The organism is Flagellimonas olearia, from assembly GCF_004150225.1.
GTDB lineage: Bacteria > Bacteroidota > Bacteroidia > Flavobacteriales > Flavobacteriaceae > Flagellimonas > Flagellimonas olearia.
Window position 1 is genome coordinate 306,699 of record NZ_ML142910.1, and the last position, 26,246, is coordinate 332,944.

Annotated in this window: 19 protein-coding genes; 11 read left to right on the forward strand and 8 right to left on the reverse strand. The window is 44.8% G+C overall.

The annotated features are described in order from the left end of the window. Positions 1 to 110: 110 nt before the first annotated feature. The 3 genes from DN53_RS11935 to DN53_RS18180 are packed head-to-tail and all read left to right on the forward strand — an operon-like array spanning position 111 to position 5,806. Positions 111 to 2,891, forward strand: coding sequence for a T9SS type B sorting domain-containing protein (locus DN53_RS11935; RefSeq protein ID WP_129654505.1), 2,781 nt, complete (start codon positions 111 to 113; stop codon positions 2,889 to 2,891). A gap of 33 nt (positions 2,892 to 2,924) precedes the next feature. Beyond that, a complete protein-coding gene (locus tag DN53_RS11940; RefSeq protein ID WP_129654506.1) occupies positions 2,925 to 3,848 on the forward strand; it encodes a PorP/SprF family type IX secretion system membrane protein in 924 nt (307 codons plus the stop codon). Between the two features lie 11 nt (positions 3,849 to 3,859). Further along, positions 3,860 to 5,806, forward strand: coding sequence for an OmpA family protein (locus tag DN53_RS18180; RefSeq protein WP_129654507.1), 1,947 nt, complete (start codon positions 3,860 to 3,862; stop codon positions 5,804 to 5,806). A gap of 25 nt (positions 5,807 to 5,831) precedes the next feature. Here DN53_RS18180 and DN53_RS11950 read toward each other — a convergent pair whose 3' ends face one another. Next, entirely contained in the window at positions 5,832 to 6,968 is a 1,137-nt protein-coding gene (locus tag DN53_RS11950) for a formylglycine-generating enzyme family protein (RefSeq protein WP_242502128.1), read from the reverse strand. A gap of 165 nt (positions 6,969 to 7,133) precedes the next feature. Here DN53_RS11950 and DN53_RS11955 point away from each other — a divergent pair, with 165 nt between their 5' ends. The 5 genes from DN53_RS11955 (at position 7,134) to DN53_RS11975 (ending at position 13,658) form a co-directional block, all read left to right on the forward strand. Then, positions 7,134 to 8,012, forward strand: coding sequence for an aminotransferase class IV (locus tag DN53_RS11955; protein ID WP_129654508.1), 879 nt, complete (start codon positions 7,134 to 7,136; stop codon positions 8,010 to 8,012). 62 nt (positions 8,013 to 8,074) lie between these two features. After that, the gene (locus DN53_RS11960; protein WP_129654509.1) at positions 8,075 to 9,625 is read left to right on the forward strand and encodes an N-acyl-D-amino-acid deacylase family protein; all 1,551 of its coding nucleotides are present in this window, start codon (positions 8,075 to 8,077) and stop codon (positions 9,623 to 9,625) included. A 9-nt stretch (positions 9,626 to 9,634) separates the two neighbouring features. Next, positions 9,635 to 10,933 carry a M20/M25/M40 family metallo-hydrolase gene (locus tag DN53_RS11965; RefSeq protein WP_129654510.1) on the forward strand — a complete coding sequence of 433 codons (1,299 nt, stop codon included), beginning with the start codon at positions 9,635 to 9,637 and terminating at the stop codon, positions 10,931 to 10,933. A gap of 4 nt (positions 10,934 to 10,937) precedes the next feature. Beyond that, positions 10,938 to 12,572, forward strand: a complete 1,635-nt coding sequence (locus DN53_RS11970; protein WP_129654511.1) for a serine hydrolase domain-containing protein — start codon at positions 10,938 to 10,940, stop codon at positions 12,570 to 12,572. Positions 12,573 to 12,578: 6 nt separating this feature from the next. Next, positions 12,579 to 13,658: a serine hydrolase domain-containing protein gene (locus DN53_RS11975; protein WP_129654512.1), complete on the forward strand. Its 1,080-nt coding sequence runs from the start codon at positions 12,579 to 12,581 to the stop codon at positions 13,656 to 13,658. Between the two features lie 69 nt (positions 13,659 to 13,727). On the opposite strand, the gene agaR is transcribed toward DN53_RS11975, so the two are convergent. The 7 genes from agaR to DN53_RS12010 all read right to left on the reverse strand — a co-directional run bounded on the left by agaR (position 13,728) and on the right by DN53_RS12010 (position 20,871). Then, positions 13,728 to 14,486 carry a transcriptional repressor AgaR gene (gene agaR, locus DN53_RS11980; RefSeq protein ID WP_129654513.1) on the reverse strand — a complete coding sequence of 253 codons (759 nt, stop codon included), beginning with the start codon at positions 14,484 to 14,486 and terminating at the stop codon, positions 13,728 to 13,730. 95 nt (positions 14,487 to 14,581) lie between these two features. After that, positions 14,582 to 16,027 (reverse strand): Gfo/Idh/MocA family protein, encoded by a 1,446-nt coding sequence (locus DN53_RS11985; RefSeq protein ID WP_129654514.1) that lies wholly within the window; start codon positions 16,025 to 16,027, stop codon positions 14,582 to 14,584. A 19-nt stretch (positions 16,028 to 16,046) separates the two neighbouring features. Next, positions 16,047 to 17,042, reverse strand: coding sequence for an amidohydrolase family protein (locus tag DN53_RS11990; RefSeq protein ID WP_129654515.1), 996 nt, complete (start codon positions 17,040 to 17,042; stop codon positions 16,047 to 16,049). After that, entirely contained in the window at positions 17,023 to 17,865 is an 843-nt protein-coding gene (locus DN53_RS11995) for a class II fructose-bisphosphate aldolase (RefSeq protein ID WP_129654516.1), read from the reverse strand. Before DN53_RS11995 ends, DN53_RS11990 begins: the two co-directional genes overlap by 20 nt. Before the next feature lies 1 nt (position 17,866). After that, positions 17,867 to 18,817: a carbohydrate kinase family protein gene (locus DN53_RS12000; protein WP_129654517.1), complete on the reverse strand. Its 951-nt coding sequence runs from the start codon at positions 18,815 to 18,817 to the stop codon at positions 17,867 to 17,869. Beyond that, a complete protein-coding gene (locus DN53_RS12005) occupies positions 18,810 to 19,733 on the reverse strand; it encodes a 1-phosphofructokinase family hexose kinase (protein WP_129654518.1) in 924 nt (307 codons plus the stop codon). The genes DN53_RS12000 and DN53_RS12005 overlap by 8 nt, the downstream gene beginning before the upstream one ends. Position 19,734: 1 nt before the next feature. Further along, positions 19,735 to 20,871 (reverse strand): SIS domain-containing protein, encoded by a 1,137-nt coding sequence (locus DN53_RS12010; RefSeq protein WP_242502129.1) that lies wholly within the window; start codon positions 20,869 to 20,871, stop codon positions 19,735 to 19,737. A 333-nt stretch (positions 20,872 to 21,204) separates the two neighbouring features. Here DN53_RS12010 and DN53_RS12015 point away from each other — a divergent pair, with 333 nt between their 5' ends. The 3 genes from DN53_RS12015 to DN53_RS12025 all read left to right on the forward strand — a co-directional run. Continuing rightward, a complete protein-coding gene (locus DN53_RS12015; RefSeq protein ID WP_129654519.1) occupies positions 21,205 to 21,801 on the forward strand; it encodes a Crp/Fnr family transcriptional regulator in 597 nt (198 codons plus the stop codon). 469 nt (positions 21,802 to 22,270) lie between these two features. Next, positions 22,271 to 22,819: a DUF4347 domain-containing protein gene (locus DN53_RS12020; protein WP_129654520.1), complete on the forward strand. Its 549-nt coding sequence runs from the start codon at positions 22,271 to 22,273 to the stop codon at positions 22,817 to 22,819. 11 nt (positions 22,820 to 22,830) lie between these two features. After that, positions 22,831 to 26,246, forward strand: a 3,416-nt coding sequence (locus tag DN53_RS12025; protein WP_165357407.1) for an Ig-like domain-containing protein, incomplete at its 3' end; no start/stop codon positions are given.

The window sequence follows — 26,246 nt, forward strand, 5'->3', positions numbered from 1 at the left end:
TGTAAATCAATTATTTATTCATATTTCCTTCTTTTTTAGTAAGTATTTTCCTTCGATTCAAAATATTTAACATTTTTTTCTGTTATATACAAAAATAAAGTGCTTTAGATATGGATCAATCAATACTTAAGAAATATTATTACATATTTCTCATTTTATCTTTTTTAATTTCGTTTAATATTGCAGGACAAACCTTTGCAACAACCATTGTAAGTGAAGACGAAGTAGATCTCTCCGCAAATGCTGTGGACGGTAGTTTAACCACTAATGCGGGAATAAGGGCCAGCACCGGTATCCTATTGGGTGTTGGGGCCTACTCAGGACATTTGGAAATGGAATTTCCATCAGCTTTGAACCCCAATACTACATCATATGTTAAACTGGAAACGGAAGATGAACTTCTTCCCTATCTATTGGGGGGAAGCCTTGGAGGACTCTTATCGGATATTGCAGGTGCTGTCCTTATAGGGAACCAAGAATTTACAGTGACCTCAAAAAATGGAAGTATCACCGTTTTGGAGGAAGCATCCAGTGGTTCAAATGCTTTTGCCACCGATCAACTGAAAGTGGTGACCAATGTGGATAATGACTATTTTATGGCCATTACTCCAAATGCCCAATACAACCGCATACGGATGACCAATCAGATAGGGGCATTGCTTGGACTCAACAATACCAAGACCTTGGATGTTTTTGGGGCTTTCCACAATCAAGGATTGGCCTCATGTGGTCTCCCTACCTATACTTCCTTTACAGGTACTGGGCTCACTTTGGACCTACTGGACTTGGGCGGGGCTGGTGTCACCGATCCCCATCTGGTTCTGGACGATGATCTAAATACGTTTTCAGAACTAAGTCTCGGCATATTGGGTGTCGCTGCAAGTATAGAACAGACAGCCTATTTTGATACACCCTCCAACTCTGATGATAATTATTATATCACCCTGGCCATAAATCCTTCTCTGCTTCAAGCCGGGGTGGCCAATTCCATTGATGTAATTGCCCAAAATGGTGCTGAGTCTCCCTTTTACACAGAGAGCCTGAACAATATACTGACCTTAGATCTCTTGGGATTGCTCCAAGATGGTCAAAAAGCAACCATAGCGGTTACACCTGGTGATGAAGCAACCCGAATCACAGTCCGTCTGTCATCGTTGTTAAATGTTGCACTGGAACAGCAACTGCAGATTTTTGATATTTATCGGGCTCCAGCCCTTCCTATACTGGATACCAATTCGGAAAATGTGAGCATTTGCACCGGAAACTCTGTTGACCTGATCGCCACAACTACCGGGGGCAACGAACTAAGATGGTATGATGCCGAAACGGGTGGAAATCTGTTGGACACCGTAAATTCAGGAGAAGCTTATACAACTCCTGTGTTGAACACCACCTCTATCTATTATGTGGCAGCAGCCGAGCCAGGTTGTCCCGAGGAATCTCCAAGGGTGCCTGTTACCGTTACCGTGGTTGACATCCCTACGGCAGGTGATATCAACATTACCGGGGATGAAAGCCCCATATGCTCATCCAGCGAAGTTACCCTTGTTCCCTCAAGCACAATCAACGGAACCTATACGTGGTATTTTGATGCCAATGCCACCAATGAAATTACCAATGGACTTGTCCAAGGCCCCGTTACCTATTCCATTACTTCAAATGGGACCCTTGTCATAACCGGTCTGGATGAAGCCGGTGGACCCTACAACTTCTATGTGCGTATTACCGAAGCTTCCGCCGGTTGTGAGAATGCCACTGGGGATTTGGCCCAAGCCACGGTAGACATTATTGACTCTACCAATAGCATTACCATTGACTCAACCCCTGTCATCAGCCTTTCAAATCTGATTGACTTTTTTCAAGGGGCTCCCTCCTATAATGTAACAGGATCAGTAAACGGTGATGCCAATGTTGGGGATACCGTCTCCCTTTTCATCAATGGACAAATCTATACCGGGGTCTTGGATGCCAATTTGGCTTTTGATATTGCAGTTGATGGTACCGACATGGCTTTGGATGTTGATGGCCTCATTGAGGTATTCTTGGAAGGGGCACTTTGTACCCTGACCGGAGATATCACGGTGGATCTTCCCGAACTTATCGTAGATGATCTTCTTCAGATTTTCTGTGCATCCGACAATCCCACTTTATTGGATTTGCAAGTGGCAGGAAACGACATCGTGTTCTTTGATAGTTTGGACGCCTCGGTAGCCCTTGACCTCAATACCCCTTTGGTCGATGGCTCTGTATACTTTGCAGGTATTTTGGATATTCCTATATCTGTCTTGACGCGGATTGGGATTACTGTTACCCTCTTGGAGGACCAACCCATAAACTTGACGGGGCAAACAAGTGAAGCCTGTCTGGAAGAAGAACAATACACTTACTCCACGGAAAGTGGAAAACAAAACTACACCTGGACTGTTACAGGAGGAACCATAGTCGATGGTGGAGGTACAACCGACTCCAGTGCCACGGTCATATGGACCGAACTTCAAAACACTTCAATCAGTGTTCTATATGAGGACAGCACCAGTTGTACCCCGACCGAAGCCACAGAACTACAAGTGGAAGTTGAAGACTGCGGGGAAGTATTGGGGGAAGAGTTCTGTTTACAGGTCTACAACGAGTTCACCCCAAACAATGATGGTTACAACGATTTCTTTGAAATAGAATGCATAGAAAACTATTCCAACACGCTCCAGATTTTCAATCGTAATGGCAATAAAGTCTTCGAAGCCATGGATTATCAGAACAATTGGGATGGAATAGCCAATGTAAATGGTATTATGGGCAAAGGGCAACACCTCCCTTCAGGCACCTACTATTATGTGGTAAATATTCCCGAGCTCAACAGAAATCTTGTGGGTTGGCTACAACTGGCACGATAAAATCCAAATCCCAAACCTATAAATCCAATAATTATGAATAGCAACATAAAGAATCTCGGCATACTCACAGGTCTGGTGGTCCTATCCCTAACCAAACTACAGGCGCAGCAAGCCCCGCAATACACCCAATACATGTACAATACCACTGTACTCAACCCAGGATATACGGGGACCTCCGGTAATTTTGAGGCCAATGTGCTCTTCCGTACACAATGGGTTGGTTTAGATGGTGCACCAGAAACCCAATCGTTCACCGTGCAAGGGAGAACCGGTAAACGAATCGGTCTTGGCCTAACGGCCATCAATGATAAAATTGGGGCATCCAACGATGTAAAGATCAACGGACATTTCTCCTATGAGATCCCAACAGGGCTAGAGACCAAACTCTCCCTTGGCCTGAATGCTGGACTGGACATCCTATCCATAGATTGGTCCAAGGGAAATTACGTGGATGACCAAGACCCCATATTTGCGGAAAACCTGAATAAAACCAGACCCGTATTTGGGGTTGGCGCCTTCTTTTACAGTACCAACTGGTATGTGGGATTGTCCAGTGACAACCTCATGAATTCGCAAATATATAATGACAATGAGGTTACCGTGACCGATAGGAAAACCCAATATTACCTTATGGGAGGTTATGTTATTGATGTTTCCAGCTCCATTATGCTCAAGCCTGCCTTATTGACCAAGCATGTTTCGGGAGCCCCTTTGACCGTGGATGTCTCGGCAAATTTCCTATTCCAAGAAAAAGTAAGCTTTGGACTCGCCTATCGCTACGATGAAGCCATCAGCGCATTGGCCGGGTTCCACTTGGCTAAAAAATTCTTTATAGGCTATGCCTATGATTATTCCACCTCTGGATTGGACAACTACAATGACGGCTCTCACGAGATTATTTTGAAATACACCGTTTTTAATGCCAACAAAAGGGCTTTGTCCCCCAGATTCTTTTAAAAAGCACCATGATGAAAAAAATAATACTCTTCCTAACACTATCTGTCTTTACCAGTGTTTTTCCACAAAGCAAATTGGAAAAGGCCGATGAACTGTTCAACGATTTCAAATTTGAAAAGGCCATTGTACTCTATCAAGATTTGGCCATGCGAAAAAATAGGCCTTCCATCCATGTGATCCAAAGATTGGCCGATAGTCATTTTAACCGGAATGAATATCAAAAAGCCAAGGATTGGTATCAGAAACTCTACGCCATTGAGGGCAATAGAATGGGTGAAAACAATATCATCAAACTGGTTCAATGTCTAAAGGCCAGCATGCAAGCCGATCAAGCTGATAAGCTTCTTCGTGATTTTTACTCCGATCAAAACCGATTGGATATGATCATGGCACAAAAAAGGAACCTCGATAGTCTTTTGCTGAAAAACCCCAAATACGAAGTTCAAAATTTAGAATTCAATAGTGATAAATCAGACTTTTCCCCTTCAATCTATGATGATATGCTGGTATTTGCATCGGCCAGGGACACCCTAAAATCCAATGGAAAATTGTATCCGTGGAACAACCAACCGTACCTGGACCTCTACCTCACCAACCCCCACATGTCGCAATTTGTTCCTGAAAAGTTTCTGGAAAACCTGGAATCCTCTTTTCACGATTCCAATGTGGCCTTTGACCCAAGGTCCAACACCATCTATTTTACCAGGAATTTTATCAAAAAAGACAAACTAAATGCCAATAGTGAAGGACTCTCCAATATGCAGATCCTAAAAGGAACGATTTATGCCAATACCCTTATCAATGTTACTTCCCTTTCCTTCAACAGTAAAGAATACTCGTGTGGACATCCAGCTTTGAGCCCAGATGGCAAGTATCTGTATTTTACTTCCAATATGCCCGGTGGGCATGGAGAAAGCGATCTATACGTGGTTGAACTTGGCTTGAACGGCGATGTGCTTACCCCGCCTATGAACTTGGGGGAGACCATCAACACCCGAGGCAGGGAGATGTTCCCTTTTGTGGATGACAATACCCTATATTTCTCTTCGGATAGCCATTATGGTCTGGGTGGGTTGGATATTTTCACCTCAACAATCAAGTCCAAAACCAGTTATGGCCTGCCCCAAAACCTTGGAAAGCCCATCAATAGCAATATGGATGACTTTTCATTGGTGATCAACCACAGTTCAGGGGATGGTTATTTTGCATCCAACCGATTTGGTGGTGCCGGGGACGACGACATCTACTATTTAAAAAAGGCCAAGCCTATTGATTGTCTTGAATATTCCGGATATGTACTGGATGAAAAAACCGGCGAACCCATTCCTCTGGCCAGTATTGAACTCTACGATGTGAACTTGGGACTTTTGGATGCCATGAAAACCGATGAAACCGGATTCTTCCGTTTCGTATTGCCTTGCAACAAGGAAAATAAACTGGTGTTCATCAAACCAAAATACGTGAAAAAGGAAATTTTTGTGCCCACTGGTGAAAATCCTCAAAAGGCCTCCATGAACAACATGATTTATCTAACCCCCTTCGAAAGCTTGGTCGTTAAGGATGGAGACATCGAAAAAATCAAAGTGAATCCCATCTATTTTGAATACGATAAGTCTGACATTACCCCACGGGCAGAAATTGAGTTGGAAAAGGTCCTTTTTGCCATGCGTGAATTTCCAGGTATCAAAATCAAGATTGAATCGCACACTGATTCCAGGGGCTCCGATCAATACAATTTAAAATTGTCCGATGACCGCGCCAAGTCTACCATGCGTTACCTCATTGCCAAAGGCATTGATTCCAACAGAATTGAAAGCGCAAGAGGCTATGGGGAGTATCAACTCAAGAACCACTGCTCCAACGGAGTCAGGTGCAGTGAACAGGAACATCTGGTCAACCGCCGATCCGATTTCATCATTGTGGAAAAGGATTTGGGAGACCAAAACGCCAGAAAATAGTGCCATAGGACTGTTCCCAAGCAAGTTACTCTTTGATCATGCTCGGATCTAGAACAGTCCTAAACCCTAAATGCTCCAAAGAGGAATCCAGACTGGTAGCCATCCGTGCCGAAATGCGATAGCTGGCACAATAGGAGGCACTACATAAAAAAGACCCTCCCTTGATGACCTTTTCGCGGGCATAGGGGTTAGTGGCATTATAGGGTGTTGAGGCTCCTTGCGGGTTCAAAGCCACTTGCTGTTCGGCTTGGAGCTGTCCATAATATTGGGTATTGTACCAATCATTGGTCCATTCCCATACATTACCGGCCATATCATAGAGACCATACCCGTTTTGGGGATAGGACATTACCGGGGCACGCTTCTCATACCCATCTGCCTTCAGGTTTTCCACCGGGAACTCACCCTCCCAGGTATTGGCATTTGAACTGAGCTGTTCCAAATCATTGCCCCAGAAAAAAATGGCGTCTTCCTTACCGCCACGGGCAGCATATTCCCATTCCGCTTCGGTGGGCAAGCGCCTTCCCGCCCAATTGCAATACGCAATGGCATCTTCATAAGCAATGTGTACCACGGGATGGTTCTCTCTTCCTTCAAGGGAACTTTCCGGTCCATCAGGATGCTTCCAATTGGTGCCGATACCCCACTTCCACCACTGGGAATAATCATAGAGATTGGGGACACTGGATTTTGTCTTTTTGAACAGCAACGAACCGGACTGTAAAATGGAATCATGGGGTTTGGGTGTTCCTTCGGGGAGTTGCTTCTTCATTTCCTCCCATTCAATCTCGCGTTCCGCTACAGTGATATACCCCGTTTGTTTCACAAATTCAGCAAATTGGGCATTGGTGACCTCATGCGCATCCATGTAAAAACCGTTTACCGCAACTTCATGGGCAGGACTCTCATGGGGCATGGCCATTTTATCGGATGAAACGGCTCCTTGCATAAATACCCCTCCGGGAATCCAAACCATCCCTTCTGGAGCATCCACTGGAGGTACCGTAACCAAAGAGGAAAGGTCCAACTTCTCCGCTACTTGGGGTTCCTTGTCATCTTCCTCTTGCTTCTTTTCCTTTTCCCCGCAACTTAATAACGACAGGGTAATCAATACCATTAACAATCCACTCACACTATACACACCCCTTAGCTTTCCTTTCATCCGATATATCTTCCTAATATTTTATTATGACTTAATTCTGTTGTCCTTGCAAGGTATTAAATCTAAGCCGTAAAAGATTCCCCCAGCCCTGTCAAAATCGAGTTTTTATTTAGGAAAATAACCGTTACCTTCACAAGCAATACCATTTAAAACCGACCACCAACTATGCTTCCAAAAGGTAATTTTCCTGAAAAGGTTTTCCTGAACGGGACCATTTATCCCTCTGATGCTGCCCAGATATCGGTATTTGATCGCGGGTTTCTTTTTGGCGATGGCATTTACGAGGTCATGGTACAATTGGACCATGGCATATTTTATAAAAAGGCCCATCTGGACCGCTTGCAAGAGAATTTGGATAAAATCAACATTGCTTATGATGTTGATCAATTAGAGACCCAAATTGCTCCTCTGTTGCACGCTGCTTCCCTCGAGGAAAAATCCTGCCTGATCTATATGCAAGTGACCCGTGGCGTGGCCCCGAGAAAGCATGCCTATCCGAAGGGTTACCCAGCTACGACCATGATGTATGCCCTGCCTTTTTCACTTCCCCATATCAACTCAAAAAATATAACGGCCATTCTTGAGCCTGATTTTCGTTGGCACCGGTGTGACATCAAGTCCATTTCCTTACTGGGCAATGTCATGACCAATGAAATGGCCATGAGCCAAAATGCGGATGAAGCTGTACTGGTCCGGGATGGACTGATCACTGAAGGTTCCCATACCAATATCTTTTTTATAAAGGATGAAAAAGTGTACACCCATCCGGCCAATGAACACATCTTAAATGGTGTCACCCGGAAAATTGTGCTGGAATTGTGCCGGGATCTGGAGATTCCCGTGGTAGAAGAGCCCATCGCCGCCAATGCCATTTCTTCAATGGATGAAGCTTTCCTGACCGGTACCACCACTCAAATTGCCTCCATCGCACAGCTGGGCGAACACCGTTTCCATGTTCCGGACGCCATTGGAAAAACAACCTTAAAACTACAGGAAGCCTTTGCAGAACTCAAGCAATTGGATTCCTCAACATCGATAGTATAACCATGCACAATCTTAGAAAAACCAATACCCGCCCTTACCTTGATTCCTTCAAAAAAATTGGTATGGGAATATGCCTACTATTCATTTTTTCATGTGGGGGCACCAAGAATTATGATCTTCTGATTTTAAACGGAACCGTTTATGACGGATCTGGCAACACCCCGACCATGGCCGATATTGCCATAAAGGATTCAATAATTGTGATGATCGGGAATTTGGACGATGCCACCGCCACCCAAATCATAGATGCCGAAGGTCTTGCCGTTGCTCCCGGTTTTATTGACATGCACACCCATTTGGAACCCATTATGGAGCTTTCTTCCTGCGAAAGCCATGTAAGGCAAGGGGTCACCACGGCACTGGGCGGACCTGACGGAGGCTCTCCATGGCCTTTGGGGTCTTTTATGGACAGCCTTGAAGCCAAAGGCATCGGAATGAATGTTGCCTACTTGGTTGGACATAATACCATCCGTAGAAACATCATGGGGTTGGAAAACCGGACACCCACTACAGCAGAACAAAAAGCGATGGAAGCCCAAGTGGACAGTGCCATGCAGGCGGGAGCCTATGGGATCTCCACTGGACTTAAATATTTGCCCGGTACTTTTTCCAATGTGGAAGAGGTCATTGCCCTATCCAAGGTAGCTTCAAAATATGGCGGAATCTATACATCCCACCTTCGGGAAGAAGGTCTGGGGCTTTTTGATGCCGTTGCCGAAGCCATTCAAATTTCCGAGCAGGCCGATATTCCCGTGGTACTCACCCACCACAAGGCCATAGGAAAACCCATGTGGGGAAAAAGTTCCCGTACGCTGGCCATGGTCGATTCTGCCCGAGCAAGGGGGTTGGACATTAAAATGGACCAGTATCCGTATACGGCCAGCTATACTGGAATATCCGTCATCATTCCCAGTTGGTCCATGGCTGGAGGACTGGAAGCTTTTGAAAAAAGGGTTTCGGACCCCATACTCAGGGACAGCATCCGAAATGGCATTGTCTTCAACATTTTAAATGATAGAGGAGGTTCCGACCTGAACCGTATTCAATTTGCAAAAGTGGAATGGCAACCCGAACTGGAAGGGAAAACATTAAAATATTGGGTAGAACAAAAGGGATTGGAACCCACCGTGGAAAACGGTGCGGAACTGGTCATTGAGGCCCAATTGAATGGTGGGGCTGCCTGTGTCTTTCATGCCATGGCCGAGGAAGATGTAACACGGATCATGCAGCACCCACAGACCATGATAGGTTCGGATGGGCGCTTGGTGGAACCCGGCATGGGCCACCCACATCCCCGTTGGTACGGTACCTTCCCACGGGTACTCGGGCATTATGTACGGGAGAAAAAGACCTTGTCACTTCAAGAAGCCATTCGTAAAATGACCTTTTTGCCCGCACAGACCCTAGGACTAACGGACAGAGGACAAATCAAGGAAAACATGAAGGCAGATATGGTCATCTTCAATCCTGAAACCGTTATTGACAAAGCTACTTTTGAAAAACCGCACCAATATCCGGAAGGCATCCCCTTTGTCATTGTAAATGGAAATTTAACCGTGGACAATGGCACTTTTGTAGATGCCCGTTCCGGTAAAATATTACGAAAACAATAGAAAAGACCTATGAAATCATACTTAAAAGCTCCGTTCATAGCCATTGCTCTGCTATCTGCCTGTGTTTCGGCACAGCAGAGTGTCAAAACCGAAAAGGAGTATACCAAAGAAATTGCCAAGTTGGCCAAGTCCAAAAAGGTGCAGGCTGCCTTTGGACATATCGATTCACAAGAAGATCAAACCGCAAAAGATCTCGTGACCCTGACTGAAATCTTGGCCCCACCATTCAAAGAAGAGGAAAGAGGCAAAGCTTTTGGCCAAATGTTACTTGCGGCTGGAGTGGACAGTCTGTGGACCGATAAGGTAGGTAACGTCATCGGGTTACGGAAGGGAACCTCAGGGGAATCCGGTTTTGTGGGAGTGGATGCCCATTTGGATGTGGTTTTCCCGGAAGGCACCGATGCAACGGTTACCCAAGTGGGCGATACCCTTAAAGCTCCCGGTATTGGGGATGACACCCGTGGCCTTGCCATGCTCATCAGTCTATTAAAAGCCATGAATCAATCCAAAATCCAGACCCAAAAAGATCTGCTTATTGTTGGAACCGTAGGTGAAGAAGGGCTGGGAGACCTTCGGGGCATGAAGTATCTGTTCAACGAATCTGGGTTGGATATCGACTCTTGGATTGCCATTGATGGTGGTGATATAGGCCGAATCAGCAATGCCGGATTGGGATCCAAACGCTACAAAGTAATTGTTAAAGGTCAGGGCGGGCATTCGTGGGGCGATTTTGGCCTCGCCAATCCACACCATGCCCTCGGTAGGATCATTTCCACCTTTTCATCCGATGCATGGGCCTATACTTCGGGAAATATCCCGAAAACCAGTTTCAACGTGGGCCGAATGGGTGGGGGAACCTCAGTAAACTCCATTCCCTTTGAATCTTGGATGGAAGTTGATATGCGTGCGATAGACCCCAAGAATCTGGATGAAATTGAACGTTTGTTCAAAAACTCCGTGGAAGAGGCCATCTCCGAATATAATTCTAGTGGTATAAGAGGTAAGGTTACTTATGAATTGGTCCAAATTGGAGACCGTCCTTCCGGGGAGCTTCCCACTTCCCTACCCTTGATTCAAAGAGCAATGGCCGCCACGGAATACTTTGGTGTGGAACCCAAATTGGGTCGTGGTTCAACCAACATCAACATCCCCGTGTCCAAAGGAATTCCTTCCGTATGTATTGGCAGGGGCGGTAAAGGTGGAGGGGCACACTCCCTTCACGAATGGTACCTGAATGATGAAACAGGGCCTGAATCCATTAAACTGGCCCTATTGATCGCTTTGGCCGAAGCAGGACTCAAAAAGTAATACCATGAAACGTTCATTTTACATTCCATTGCTCCTCGTCACTTTTCTCTTTTATGGAATGGCTTTCGCCCAGTTATCCGAGGATAAAACAGCTCAAATTAACAGTCTGTTCCTCGACTGGAACCGCCCCAACCACCCCGGAGGTGCCATTGCCGTAATGCTTGGAGATAAAACGGTTTTTTCCAAAGCGTATGGTTTGGCCAGTTTGGAATATTTGGTGCCCAATTCCCCGGGAACCCAGTTCAATGTGGCATCGGTTTCCAAACAGTTCAGTGCCTTGGGAATCGTTCTGTTGCATCTGCAAGGCAAACTATCTGTGGACGATACCATTGACCGTTATATTGATGGATTGCCTGACCTTGGACAAAAGATCACCATACGGCATATGCTGCACCACACCAGTGGACTACGAAGCCTCCATGCCCTTTTTGCCCTGGCGGGATGGCGGGGTGATGATGCCAAGACCAATGCAGACCTGGATCGGATCATTGTAGATCAGCAAGAATTGAATTTTGACCCTGGGGCGGAATACCTGTACTGCAACACCGGTTATATGTTCTTGGCGAACATTATTGAAAAAGTCACGGGCAAATCCTTTGTGGATTATATGCGGGAAGATGTATTTATTCCCTTGGGAATGGAAAATACCTACGTGGAAGACCAATACAACCGGGTTGTGCCCAATAATGCCACTTCATACATCCCCACCGTTGATGGTTTTGAACGTGCCGTGGAATATTGGGGGTATGTAGGCTCCGGGAACATGCACACCACCACCGATAATCTTTTAGGGTATTTGAAAAACTTCTATGACCCACTTCCAGGTTGGGAAAAGGCTTTCGAACTCATGTTAACCTTGGACCCCTTGAATGACGGCAGTCCCAATCAATATGCCTTTGGAGTGAACGTGGATGAACTTTTCGGTGAAAAACGGATTACCCACGGAGGGGCCATTGGCGGATTCCGTTCCAATGTTGCCGTCTTCCCTGAAAAGGCACTCAGTATTGTAGTTCTCACCAATTTTTCCAGCGCGTCGCCCGCTTCGAAGGTTTCAAAAATTGCAGAAGTTATTTTAGAGCCGTCCCACTCACCAGCACCTAAGTCTCTAAAAAGAGTCTCAAAAGCCAAAATGCAATCTTATGCAGGCTTATATTGGGATGATGTTACCCTTCAAGAGCAGAAAATTGAGGTAAATGGGGATACCCTACTTTTGATTGGGGGAAGTCCAAAATTCATCCCCATGGACACCGATAGGTTCGAGGCCATTGACCCTGAAAACAAAACCGTGCTCACCTTTGATGGAAATACAATGACCTTGCAACGCAATAGCGGCGCTCCCCTGGTCTTTAAAAAATATTCCCCTGTGGCGTTGGACCCAAAAAATGCAGAGGAGTATGTCGGTACATATTACGCCCCTGAAATCCAAACGGCCTATACCCTCCATTTTTCAGATGGACAACTGTACGCTCACCATATCCGGCACGGGAAATTAGAACTCCATCAAAAACAAAAAGACCTCTTCGAGGGCAACTATCCGTTGAGTGTACTAAAATTTATCAGGGACGATACTGGGACCATAAAAGGTATGCGGGCATCCAATGGTAGGGCTCGGAACCTTTGGTTCAAGAAAACAGAATGATTCAATATGAAAACAGCTAACCTCAACAAAGTCTTCACGGCTTTCTTTATACTCGCATGCTTTGCTCTTGAGGCACAAGAGTTCCCGGACCGCGTATGGCACAGGGCCAGTCCAGAAGAAGCCAAGGCTTGGCAAAATCCAAAGGCACAGGCTTTTCAAGAATACCTTATCGATAGCACCAAAATTACCGGACTCATGATTGTTCACAAGGGCAAGGTGATTTTTGAATATGGCGATTTGGAGGAACTCAGTTATATTGCCTCTTGTCGTAAAAGTGTGCTGTCCATGCTTTATGGGCCATATGTAGAAGACGGTACCATCCGCCTGAACAAAACCATTAAGGAGCTTGGAATAGATGATGTGGAAGGCATCCTCCCTATTGAACAGACCGCTACCGTCCAAGATATTATCTCTGCGCGATCAGGAGTGTATCATCCTGAAGGATATCCCGGTGGCATGCAGGAATATGCCCCAAAGCGAGGTTCGGTAAAACCTGGGAGTTATTGGCTGTACAGCAATTGGGACTTTAATGTAGCGGGCTACATTTTTGAAAAAGAAACCGGCCGCAACATCTACGACGAAGTGGAACGCCAACTGGCCAACCCATTGCATATGCAGGATTGGGACCGCTCCGTACAACAAAAGGAAGGCAATACTTCCATTTCAAAATATCTGGCCTATCCCATGTGGTTTTCCACCCGTGACATGGCCCGTTTGGGCTTGCTGATGCTCAACAAGGGCAAATGGAAAGATGTCCAAGTACTCAGCGAATCTTGGGTAAATGAAATGTTGAAATCCCGCACCTCACATGAAGAACTCAACCGCAATGTTCCCGTTTTCCAAGGAACAGGCATCAATTATGGCTACGGATATATGTGGTGGCTATGGCAAGCTGTGGATGACCCTCGTTTTGAGGGCGCTTATTCCGCCAAAGGGGCCATGGGCCAGAACATAACGGTATATCCTGCTATAGAAACGGTCTTGGCCTTCAAGACGAAAGCCATTTATGGCCGGAGGAACTCCTCCAGTGTGCGTTTAAAAGTAGCCCAAAAGGCCGCCGAAATTTTTGACGACACCCTCAAATGATTCCGTAATAAATATCAAAAAAGTAAAAAGCCCCATTAATGGGGCTTTTGTATTATGTTGTTGTAGGGCTTATACCACTATCACTTCCACATTATGTTTTTCCAAGGCTTTTAAGTGCTCATCCGAAATACCATTGTCCGTGATCAATTTATGGATGTGATTGCATTCACAGATAAATGCCATTCCCGATTTGGAAAATTTGGAGCTATCGGAAACCAGAATCACCTCTTCGGTAAGATTGATCATTAGCTGGTTCAACTGGGCCTCTTCAATATGGTGGGTAAATACTCCTTTATCAGGTTTAATGCTATCCACCCCCAAGAACAGCTTGTTACAGGACAATTGTTTCAGGTTACGTTCGGCCAACGGCCCTACCAAGGACATTGAAAATTCCTTGAGATATCCTCCAGGCATGAACACTTCCAAATTGTCTTGCTGGGCCAAGTTGTTCACAATGTCCAACGCATTGGTGATTACGGTAAGCTTTTGAAAGTCGCGCAAAAACCTTGAAATCTCAAAAGTGGTCGTTCCAGAATCCAAGAGAATGGTATCTCCTTCTTCTATAAGTGAGGCGGCTTTTCTTCCAATCCGGGTCTTCACTTCCATATTCAGTTTTTTCTTCTGACTGAAGGTTAGAATAAGGTTGTTGGATTTGAATGCCCCTCCATGGGCCCTGACCAATAAATTGTTCTTCTCTAATTTGTCCAGATCATTCCTAATGGTGACTTCACTGACACCAAAGAGTTTGCTGAGCATATTGACATTTACTTGGCCATCCTTATCGAGTTCCTCAAGGATTTTCGCCCTACGGTATGCAGTTTTTTTCATCAAAATTCTATTGCCTATGGTTAGCTACAAAGGCAAATATAACTTTAATCTTATAACCAAAAAACCGCCTGTTGGCATTAATCCTGATTGAAAAGCTATCCTAAGACGCTCATATTGACCCCTGTAGTGGCTCCCTTCTCCAAAGAAATATCCACTGGGGCATTGCTTTCCCAACTACCTCTGGTAAAGTCTGGAACATCAATGGATTGCGACCTATTGGCAACGGATTGCTCGCTTAAAGGAGCAACAGCGCTCCAAAGTGCTGCATCATACACATCTTGATCCAAAGGAAGTCCATTTCTTAAACAGTCGATAAGCCTCCAATCCATCATAAAGTCCATTCCTCCATGGCCTCCTACTTTTTTGGCCATTTCCCCCACTTTCTTCACAATCTTGGGAGTGTATTGTTCTTCCAAAGCCTTCATTTCCTCCTCCGTGAACCAAGAATGCCCAGTGGCCACTCTAGCTGGTTCGGGCCATTTACGGGCAATGCCTTTGGTACCGCTCACCAAATGTATCCTGGAATAGGGTCTGGGTGAGCTTACATCATGCTGGATCATGATGCTCTTTCCTTTTTTGGTCTTGACCAAGGTGGTGTTCATATTACCCCTAAAGGCAGCATCGGTATATTCTTGGAAGAAAGAATCTTCCTTGGCCAGTTCCATCGCTTTTTGATGCATGGTGAAATCATTCGTGGATAATGAGGTAAGGTAGTCCATATTATCTCCCCGGTTGATGTTCATAACCTGACAGATGGGACCCAAGCCGTGGGTAGGATACAAACTTCCATTACGAGTGGCATTCTCCTTTAAACGCCACATGTCCTCATATCCGGTTTCCTTATTGAAGTTGAGGCCCACCAAATCATGGATATATGCTCCTTCACCATGGATAATATCTCCGAAGAATCCTTGTCTGGCCATATTCAAGGTCAATAGTTCAAAGAAATCATAGCAACAATTTTCCAACATCATGCAATGTTTCTTGGTTTTTTCGGAGGTTTCCACCAACTGCCAGCATTCGTCTATGGTCTTGGCCGCTGGAACCTCAACGGCAACATGTTTGCCTGCTTCCATGGCATATACGGCCATAGGGGTGTGCAGTGCCCAAGGGGTGGCAATATAGATCAGGTCGATATCATCACGATCGCACATCTCTTTCCAAACCTCCTCACTACCGGAATAGGTATCTGGGGTATGCGTGGTATCTTCCAATATTTTTTTGGCCTTTTCCACTTTTTCAGGAACCAAATCGCAAAGACCCTTTATTTCAACGCCTTCAATAAGTCTGATGCGTCCAACAGCAGCCGGACCCCTCATTCCCAATCCTATAAATCCAACCCGAACGGTCTCCAATGCTGGAGCCGCATATCCGGACATATTAAAAATCTGTTTCCCATAATCCTTGACCGATGCAGCAGTTCCCACCCCGGTAGTTGATGATGAAGATTCATTCTTGCAAGAAACCAGTGCATTGGCACCAACAACACCAATTCCCGCTATGGAGACTGAGCGTATAAAATTTCTCCTGTTGTTTTTCATAAGATTGAGTTTTAGTCCATCAATTCCCTGGCTTCCCATAGGTTTTGACAGCGTTTGTATAAAAAATCTTTTCAAGTACCGTATCGGGCAAGGCCAAGCCTTTAAATTCTCCCTTGAATTCCGGTGCTTCCATGGTATTGTCCGTTGCAAAGAAATCCCAGTGGAATTTCCATAAGTGTTCCAACCTATCCGCCACTTCCTGACCAGATAGGGAACCATCGTCAATCACATCTGTCCCATAAATGACCCTGTCTTGGTATTTGATAAAAAAATCCCTCACCCCTTCACGGTCTTCCAATGCTTGATACTGTACATGGCAAATTCGCTCCGCCAAGTCGGTCATGGTCTCTGGGTAATCATCCAACCGTTTGGCCACCTCATCCAGATTCCATTCCAGACTAAAAAGGTGCAAGCCCACAAATTTTAATTTAGGGTGACGCCGAAGTATATTGTCCCTCGCCTCAATCTGGGCTTCATAAGAGGGATACTCGGGGTTAAGGTACATATGGTACTCCGGATGCGCACTAAAATAGTTGCGGTCCGAATCCACAGTCATTTCATCCAAGGGCAGCCAGCAGTTTTTGGGTTCCCCTTGATGGCCGATAAGAACCAAATCATTGGCCTGAATGTATTCATAAATGGGATCGAATGCAGGATGGTCCAGCATGAGAAATTCTCCATTCTCATCTCGGAGTTCGGCATCCATGCCAATATTTTTCCACATCTTTACTCCCTTCGCCCCACGGGCGATACCCTTCTGGATTTGGTTCAATACACCGGTCAACCAGTCCTCCTTGCCCCATCGCTCCATATCAAAGGAACAGATATACACAGCACGATCTCCAAAAGTTGCGTTTAAGGAATGAACCATATCTTCCTGTTTTGTTAAAGAAGGAAAGAAAGGGACATTGGTATTTATGGACAAAAAATAGGCATCATGGCCTATGGCCATCTTCATCTTTTCCCCACTTTCTGTATTCAGATGCACATGGGCATCAAAGAATGGTCGTAGCATGGTTTTCGTTCTTTACCATCAATAGTTTGGTCTTCACTAATTCCGTGACAGCATTGGTTGCCACAGGAAAAACTTTTCTAAGGTCTATTTCCTCATTGCTCCTTAATCTTTCTTGGAGGGTTTTCATGAAGATATTCTTGATTTCCGTAGCGAGGTTTATCTTGCATATCCCCAAGGATATGGCCTTTTGCACTTGATCATGGGGTACACCCGAACTACCGTGCAACACCAAGGTTGAAGGGGTAATCGCTGCAATTTCCTTTAAAAGCTCCAACTGCAACTTGGGCTCGCTCTTGTAAAACCCATGGGCCGTTCCAATGGCAATGGCCAAGGCATCAACCCCGGTTTGTTCCACAAAATCCTTGGCTTCACCGGGTTGTGTGAAACCTGCTCCTTCTGTAGATTGACCCAATTTGGCCACAAAACCGAGTTCGGCCTCTACATGGGCCTTGTATTGTTTGGCCAATTCCACTACTTCCTGTGCCATGGCCACATTTTCTTCAAATGGGAGTTCACTTCCATCAATCATCACGGAATCAAATCCGGCATCCAGGCATCTATGGGCCAACTCAACGGAACCTCCATGATCCAAGTGTATCCAACCCGTAACGCCAAACTGTTTTAGTCCGGAACGTCCTAAATTTACCGCTGTTTCAAGTCCCATATAATCAATGGAACTCTTGGTCAGCTGTAAAATAATGGGTTCATTTAAATCCGATGCCGCCTTAAGTACGCCATGCAAGGTTTCCACATTGTAGTAGTTTGTCGCCAAAAGCCCTCGCCCCTGTTTTGTGAATTCTTTCAGTGTTTGTTTAAGCTCCATACTAGGATGTTGTTTTGCTATGTTGTAATTGTTCTATTTTCGTTTGTAGGGCCTTTTTATCCTTGAAGGCCTCTGTTCCTCCTGCCATTGTGGTGTTGATGGCCCCCATCAAGTTTCCATTCAAGAGACAATCCCCAAGTTCTGCCCCTTGCAGGTATTTTGCAATAAATCCTGAATTGAATGAATCCCCTGCACCGATGGAGTCCACATAAACATCAGCCTTGAAGGCCGATACTTGAATCCGATTCCCGTTCTTGATTCCCAAGCTGCCTTTACTGCCCATTTTGAGGGCTATGGTATTAGCAAAGGGTTCCACCTGTTTCAACGCACTTTCCACGCTATCCTCTTGGGTGAGTCGTAAAATTTCCGCTTCATTGGGCATAAATACATCAACATAGGGCAGACATTCTTTGTAGTCAAAATTCCATACATCAGCAGGATCCCATTGTAAATCCAGTGATGTAGTAAGCCCCAGGCTCTTCACTTTTTTAAATATGGCCGTAATCTCTTGATGGAGTCCTTTCTGCAAAAAGAAATTGGATAAATGAAAGTGTCTATAGTTAGACATTTCAAACCATGGGATATCCAAAGAGGTCATGGCCTCCATAGCTCCACAATAGGTAACATTCGCCCTGTCCTCATCATAATTCATCACTACGGTCACCCCTGTTTGATAGCTGTCCGACCTTCTCACGAAAGCCGTACTTACGTTACGCTCTTCCAAGGTTTCCAGGACATAATCCCCAAATTGATCATTGCCCACCATTCCGGCGAAACCGGTAGAAAGACCCAATGCCGCCGCATTGGCGGCCATAATGGCCGAAGAGCTTCCCAAAGTAAGTGTTAGGTCGTTGGCCACTATTTCCTTTCCTATTTGGGGAAACCCTTGAATTCCATTAAGGATAAGGTCCACATTAAGTTCCCCAACTACCAGTAGATCGTTTTTAGCCATGGCACAAAAGTTTTGTTTCGGTCGATGGTAAAAAGTCCATTACATCTTTATGTTTTAGCATGCCCAAATCGTCATTGACACAATTGGCCGCCCCAAAGGCCGCTCCATAGCGAGCCACTTCCTCCAAGGACCTATTTTCCGAAAGGGCATACAATATCCCTGCGGTAAGGCAATCCCCGCTACCCACGGTACTGATTACTTTTTCCAAAGGTTTTAGGGCATGTACCACTTCAGTTCCATCCGCTAGGTAAAGTCCTTTTTTACCCTTGGTCAGCGCCAGAAGTTGCACGTTATCCTTTAAAGCTCCCTGTACTTTTTCAGCGTCCTCGGTTCCAAAAAGGTCTTTGGCCTCATGCTCATTGATATGCAGTCCATAAAACCCGGACTGAAGGGCATTCTTTAGTTGGATTCCAGTTCCGTCCAACATCAATCTCTTGTTCAAACCCTTACAGCTTTGGGCCACAACCTGACTTGCATTTTCCGGTACTCCTTTGGGCCAAGAGCCCGACAGGTTCACCATCTCCGATCGCTCCACAAATTCCTGCAACTTTATAGTAAAGGATTCCCAGTCTTCTGGGCTTATGGTTGGTCCAGGTTCCAAAATCTCGGTGTTGGCCACAGAAGCATCATCCGAACGAAAGGTATAACATTGCCTGTTGTTTTCAGACAGCTCTACCCCTTCAACCTGTATCCCTCTTTTTTCACATTCTTTCTTAATCCATTGCCCTGTGGCCCCACCCCAAAACCCAAAGAGGGTCACTTTCTTTCCCATTTCGGCCAAAGCCAAGGCAACATGGGTCGCTTTGCCTCCAGGATAGGGTTTTATTTTTTCCATACGGTTGACCGAACCTATTTCAAACGCATTAAAATAGGCATAACTGTCAATGGATGGATTTGGACAGATACAAAGAATCATGTCACTTCTGGTATATGGTTACTCCTTGCACCACTCTACTAATGGCTCCGTTAACTGAAGGATTATCGGGGTTCAGTCCCAACTCCTGCGATTTATAGAGTCCCAAAAGCTGACCTATGACCACATAGGGCAAGATAAAAACACCTGCAACATCATTGGGGTGCTTGTTTACTGGAACCATATAGTTTGATTCCATGGATTCGCTTTCTTGTCCCACCAAGACCATATCAAGATAACCGCCCCCTTGAACTATGCTGGAAACAAGATCATTCTCATATTTGGCCACATGGGCATCCGGCGACAGGAAGAAGACCAACAGGGTATTTTCCTTGACCACTGCCCTGGGACCATGTCTGAAACCCAAACAGGAATCGTGTTTACAAATTACCTGACCATCCGTGAGTTCCTGTAACTTCAGATGACATTCATTGGCGATGCCCAAAAGTGGACCGGACCCCAAAAAGATGGCCCGATCAAAATCCAAGCGGGCCAAGTCCTTCAAAAATTCTACGTTATCAAAAATCTTGGAAGTTTCCTTTCCAACATGCTCCACCCAAGCCTGTGCTTCATCCAACTTGTCCAAGTTGAACACCAGTAAACTGGAAAGCAGCATGGATGAAAAACTACTGGTCATGGCCAAGGACTTATCATTGGTTTCCTCTGGCAATACAATACAATAATGTGTAGAGGAATCCCGCTCCGCCATTTTGGCGAGGGCTCCATCCGGGTTACAGGTAATTACCAGATGTTTTAGTTTTCCCAATCTGGCCTCCAACAACTTTACCGTTTCCACGCTTTCGGGGCTGTTACCGGATCGTGCAAAGGATATCAAAATAACAGGAGTGTCGGACAAGGGGTCCACTGCTTCTGGATGCGTAACCAAGTCTGTGGTGGCAATGGCCCTGGTATTGAGCCCCGTAGCCTCCGCAATGACAAGTTCCACCGATTCTCCAACAAAGGCAGATGAGCCGGCACCTGTCAACAATATAGTTGTGTTGGCATTTGACAAATGCGAGGAGAGGAACTTGCCGATCCCATCCCGTTGTCCCTGAATTTCCTCGAAGACTTTTTTCCAAACTTCAGGTTGCTGGAAAATTTCTATTTCTGTATAGGTTTTATTCTTTTCTACCATTTCCATGGTCATATTCTACTTTATTGGTTAGGTATGGCCAACGATGTAGCTGACCTATCAACAAAATAAACTAAAATGTTTCACAAAAAAAAGCTTTCGTTTCCTTTTTATTTAAAATAAATTTATTTTCAAAGTATTTGTATTTATTTCAAGACCCATTAAACCAAAGGCAAGAATTGATAAATATCAATATCTGTGGTGCAAATGTTTATTTTTAACAAAAACATTACTTCATATACGTATCAAGCCGTATCTTTCGGGTCCAAAAATACCTGTCCCGCCCCATTTTGGTGTTTTTGAAGCATTGTTCAATACTTTATACCAAAACCAGCATTCCAAATGCATGCCAACCAGAATTTAGAGAAGAATCTCTTCATTATCCTGTACCTTAATTCCATTTATCCACTCAGTTCAGAGCTTAAGTCCTATCTGGCCAACAAGATTAAAAGCTGCTTTTTCAGAAAAAATGAAATCATTAGCAGGGCCGGGGAAGTCTGCAATAGACTCTACCTTATAAAAAAGGGTATGGTCCGGGGGTATTTTTTAATTGATTCCACAGAGATTACCACATGGATCGACTCTGAAAATGAAATCTTTACCTCTATAACAGGTTTCTTTAGAAATGAGAAGAGCAGGGAGTTTATCCAGAGTCTTGAGGAAACCCATTGCGACTATCTGGACTATGAAGATTATAAGTATTGTCTCAATCATTTTCCGGAAATACGCCAAATCAATCGCATCATGCTCGAACAATACTATATTTTGGCAGAGCATAGGGTGTATTTGGCTCGAATTCCCAATGCAAAAAAGCGGGTTCTCTATTTTATGGAAAACATTAGACCCGATATTGTAGGAAGAATCCCCAGAAAACATCTAGCTTCTTTTTTGGCCATGAGACCAGAAACCCTTTCGCGCATTATGAAGGAAATTCTATAGAAGGCCGTATCAAGGCTATAAACCCTCCACCAAACTTATAATTTTGTAAGAATTACCCTTTGCCCACACTACTGAAACAGGGCCTTTGTGGGTTATTCTGCTTCATTTATTGTAAGAAAATGATTCTAAATTGATATTTGTCAATTCCCCGAACGATTTCATAAAATAAGACTATACCACCTCCGTTTCTTAGGTGAAGAATAAGAAAAATTGTACAGTTCTCAATGTTGTGATTGTAAGAAAACAACAAACACGACAACCTAAAAAACCAACTAAAAACAGTTCCCTTTTATGGAAGAGATTTACTAGAACCCACCCCATACATTTTCCTGATTTAAGGACGGTGCCATAGATTTTGGGACCACTAAGTGAATTGCCTCGATTTTGCAGGCATGACCTTCCTATGCCTTAACTCAACCGAAATAAAGACCAAAAAAAAACAATTGACACAACCTTAAACCAAAAATCAATGAGAGATTCAATCTACATGAAATTTATGCAATCCTTTTTTTGCCTATTCCTTTTTGCAGTGACTGCAACCATGGCACAATCCAACAGTGTTGTAGTCCTGGATGCCAAGTATTCACAGAAACAACAGGTCCTGGACAATTTGCCCAGCAATGCTGAGATATTGGAAATTGATGGAAATGGGAATCCCTGGAAATCCATTAGGGAGTACCTGGAAAATCATCGTTCCACACTGGCGATACACCTGTTTGCCAATGCAAGCTATAATGCTTTTGAACTGGGAAACACCACGTACGATTCCGATGGTGTGGATCAAGAATTTGAGCTGTCCATGCTGGAAGGACTCTACCAAGGCGACCACATTCAGCTCATTGTCTATGACTGCAACTTGGGGTCCAATACGGAAGGTTTGGCCCTACTCAAGAAAATCAGTGACAAATCGTACTTCAACATTGCCGTACCCACCAACTGCAACTCAGTTTTCGGGAGCAACCTTACGTTTGACCATACCACTATGAACCAACCCACACAAAATTCAATATTTCAATAGATCAACCGACCATGAAACAGACTTTTACAAGCTTTTTATCGCTTTTCGTACTATTTCTACTGGCAGGGACCGTAAAGGCCCAAACGGTGGATATGAAGGTAGAACAAGGACCCAACGTCGACGTAATGGTGACCGTTGGATCGGCTAATCTAGATCTATCCACTTTTGAGGATGATTTGGAACAAGCCATGCACTTAAAAGGAATTCCCTTGGGAAAACTAAGGGTAGAGGCTTTTCAACGAAGCTCCATATCCTCTGACCAAGCAGATGCCAGCGACATTTTCAACAGCTGGAACAAAATGAACTTCAACGGAACCGAACCACCCGTACACAGCTCATACACTGGGGATTATTTCTCTTTTGACTCTGGAACCAACCGGGTCATTGCAGATTTTGTGGGCAGATATACTTCCTACGGATGGGGGTTTGCCATGTACGATCCCACTGGGGATATCGCTGACGGTTCCATTTCAGCGACTTGGGGACTCAGTGAAGCCCCTTACGCGCATGGTGAAGTAGGTTTCATCTTTAGAAAAGTGGACAACCAGAACTTTTATGCCTACATTATAGACAACCACTCAGCTTGTGGTAATATTAGCGGTTATGGAACCGATGGTGACCCTGCAGAAGCAATCATTAAAGTAGAAAATGGCTCTATAACCGTATTGGCATTGAATACCAATAGTGGAAATTCCGGCTCCGCTACTTATGGATGGAACGGAACTAGAGCGGACATGTTTGATGCATATTTCAATGGACAGACCATAGACTTTAAAATTGACTTAAATGGCAATAATATCAAAGTCTCCCGAAGAGGTGGTGGTGGCACTGCCGGAACCGATTGGGTGGAAGCCTTTAATTTTGATGACACTACCCATGCCCAAGGCAGCTATGGTTTTTACGTGCACGAACAATCCGGAGCGTATTTCAAGGACATCAACATTGAAAAATTGGAATTACGTGCCTTTAAAGACGTATTGCGTGAACCCCAATGGAGAAACAGCGCCTTGCGTTTTAACGTAAACTTGGACGACCTTGAGGTGGCCGATTTTGACAATGATGCCGACTTGGCCGAAATTTTGATGCGGACCATCAACGAGGACATTCACTATATTGGATGGGGAACAAACACCAATGAGGCGCAGTTTGAACGCTTTATCACCCAAAACAATAACCAAGGTACTTTTATCAACAGGGATTCGGGCAGTTGGTCCACTTGGATTGATGAAATGGCCCAATACATTTATGAAAAGTATCAGTTTGGGACCATTACTGATGGGGAAGTCTTCTTCACGGACCGATCTGTGGAAATAGACGTAACCCCCACAGAATTGAAGACCAATACCGCCAATGCCAGTTATCCCAATGGTCGATGGCGCATCACCCATGACGAAACCTATTTTGATAATTCCGAAGGTAGAGTCTCATGGTCCGGTATATATCTTGATGATTTGCCCGAAACCTACGATAAGGTAGGCCAGTATACTTTCACCTTTGAAGATTTTCCAACGGCACCTACCATACTTTATTTTCACAGAAGACCCGTAGCAAGTTTCACCTACAGTGCAGATACCGGTTTTATCAATAATACATCCTATGATTTGGATGGAGGTGCCAACAATGGTATTGCCCAATCCGAATGGAAATGGAAATCCGTAGATGCAGCCTCCACCAACGATTGGAACACTGGAGCCTTTGACAAAAACGCCGTCAGTGATGGTGAATATTTGGTGATGCTACGTGTTCAGGATCACCAAGGTACCTGGAGTAGCCCTGCAAGTATTTATGTTGAAAAAACAGCTGGATCTGGTGGTTCTTCAGATTTGCCAATTGCCCAGTTTACAATACAACCAGATGTATTGAATACCTATTCAGGTAATATGACCATAACCATTGTTGATAATTCCATTGACCCTTATGGTAGAACATTGTCAACCCAAGAATGGATTGTTACCCAGCGCACCTATGATGGCGACGGGGACCCGATAGATTCGGAGATTTATAATGCTTCGACACCAATGACTGATTTCTCGGCCTACAATAATCTATCGGCCGATTATATCATCAGTATGCGAACACAGACCGATACAGGAGTATGGTCAGAGCCGTTCTATAGAACGCTTACCATTGTGGACGATAATACCGTACCAACCATTACGGCAAACCCTGCAAGTGGAAGTTTGGATACCGACACAGACATTCTATTGGTGTTCCAAGATGAAAATGGCGGTAGTGGTTTTGATGTGCAACGTTTTGCCAAAGTGCAAAGTGCCACCCCTCCAGCCACGGACAATGCTGCATGGACTTCTTGGAGCAACAGCCAGTCAAAAACGACTTCCTTCAACAGTGGGGGTTCTGGGTGGTACATCCATGCTGAGGTAAAAGATAATGCGGGCAACGAAGGCACTGCATCTTTTGGTCCTTACGATATCACACTTGTAGTAAGCGCGGATGACGACTTGGCCATTTTGGACGAGGATAGCCCATCAGACCCTATTGATATACTCTACAATGACGTATATGATACAGGTGTAACCCCAACAGTGACCATTACCACACAAGGTACCAAAGGTACAGCTGTGGTCAACGGAAGCAATCAGGTGGTCTATACCCCAAATGCCAACGAAAATGGTACGGATACCGTTACCTATGAATTGGATGATCAAGGTCAGAAAGCAACGGCCAAAATTACACTCTCCATTTTGCCGAAAGACGACTTACCCGTGGCAAATGCGGATAGCTTCAATTTGGATGAAAACGCCACCTTGAACGAGGATGTTTCCACCAACGATGTGGAAGTTGATGGCGATGACTTGGTGTACCATTTGATTTCAGGTCCATCGCATGCAGCTTCCTTTACTTTTAATGCCGATGGTACTTTCTCCTATGAACATGATGGTGATGAGTCTGGCACAGATAGTTTTACCTACAATTTTGAAGATGCTGTTTCTTTCTCTTCAACTGTAACGGTTACCTTCAATATCACCAATGTGAATGACCTTCCAGAGGGAGGCAATATTACCTTGGATGTGATTCAAGATATTGCCTATACTTTTGCTGTGAGCGATTTCACTTTTACGGATGATGACCCAAGTGATGCTTTCAATGGGATTCAAATCATTTCCCTTCCAGCCAATGGAACTTTGGAATATAATGGAAACCCGGTCTCCCTCAACGACATGATCAATGACATTACCTTATTAACATATACCACCGAAAATGGGGGATATGGTGCAAACTATGCTTCATTTTCCTTTAAGGTGAAAGATGGGGATGATGCCGTGAGCACCACAACGTATAGTGCAAGCATAACTGCCGCCCAAGATACCGATGGTGATGGAATCCCGGATGATACCGATGACGATGATGACGGTGATGGTACCTTGGACATCAATGACGATTTCCCGAAAGACCCGACCGAGGATAC

Excerpts from the sequence above, each read along its gene's own strand:
- DN53_RS11975 (WP_129654512.1), top strand. The coding sequence starts at position 12,579 with ATGAAAACAGCTAACCTCAACAAAGTCTTCACGGCTTTCTTTATACTC.
- DN53_RS11950 (WP_242502128.1), bottom strand. The coding sequence starts at position 6,968 with ATGAAAGGAAAGCTAAGGGGTGTGTATAGTGTGAGTGGATTGTTAATG.
- DN53_RS11990 (WP_129654515.1), bottom strand. The coding sequence starts at position 17,042 with ATGCTACGACCATTCTTTGATGCCCATGTGCATCTGAATACAGAAAGT.
- DN53_RS11960 (WP_129654509.1), top strand. The coding sequence starts at position 8,075 with ATGGGAATATGCCTACTATTCATTTTTTCATGTGGGGGCACCAAGAAT.
- DN53_RS12020 (WP_129654520.1), top strand. The coding sequence starts at position 22,271 with ATGAGAGATTCAATCTACATGAAATTTATGCAATCCTTTTTTTGCCTA.
- DN53_RS12015 (WP_129654519.1), top strand. The coding sequence starts at position 21,205 with ATGCATGCCAACCAGAATTTAGAGAAGAATCTCTTCATTATCCTGTAC.
- agaR (WP_129654513.1), bottom strand. The coding sequence starts at position 14,486 with ATGAAAAAAACTGCATACCGTAGGGCGAAAATCCTTGAGGAACTCGAT.
- DN53_RS18180 (WP_129654507.1), top strand. The coding sequence starts at position 3,860 with ATGAAAAAAATAATACTCTTCCTAACACTATCTGTCTTTACCAGTGTT.
- DN53_RS12005 (WP_129654518.1), bottom strand. The coding sequence starts at position 19,733 with ATGATTCTTTGTATCTGTCCAAATCCATCCATTGACAGTTATGCCTAT.
- DN53_RS11955 (WP_129654508.1), top strand. The coding sequence starts at position 7,134 with ATGCTTCCAAAAGGTAATTTTCCTGAAAAGGTTTTCCTGAACGGGACC.
- DN53_RS11995 (WP_129654516.1), bottom strand. The coding sequence starts at position 17,865 with ATGGAGCTTAAACAAACACTGAAAGAATTCACAAAACAGGGGCGAGGG.
- DN53_RS11940 (WP_129654506.1), top strand. The coding sequence starts at position 2,925 with ATGAATAGCAACATAAAGAATCTCGGCATACTCACAGGTCTGGTGGTC.
- DN53_RS12000 (WP_129654517.1), bottom strand. The coding sequence starts at position 18,817 with ATGGCTAAAAACGATCTACTGGTAGTTGGGGAACTTAATGTGGACCTT.
- DN53_RS11935 (WP_129654505.1), top strand. The coding sequence starts at position 111 with ATGGATCAATCAATACTTAAGAAATATTATTACATATTTCTCATTTTA.
- DN53_RS11985 (WP_129654514.1), bottom strand. The coding sequence starts at position 16,027 with ATGAAAAACAACAGGAGAAATTTTATACGCTCAGTCTCCATAGCGGGA.
- DN53_RS12010 (WP_242502129.1), bottom strand. The coding sequence starts at position 20,871 with ATGGAAATGGTAGAAAAGAATAAAACCTATACAGAAATAGAAATTTTC.
- DN53_RS11965 (WP_129654510.1), top strand. The coding sequence starts at position 9,635 with ATGAAATCATACTTAAAAGCTCCGTTCATAGCCATTGCTCTGCTATCT.
- DN53_RS11970 (WP_129654511.1), top strand. The coding sequence starts at position 10,938 with ATGAAACGTTCATTTTACATTCCATTGCTCCTCGTCACTTTTCTCTTT.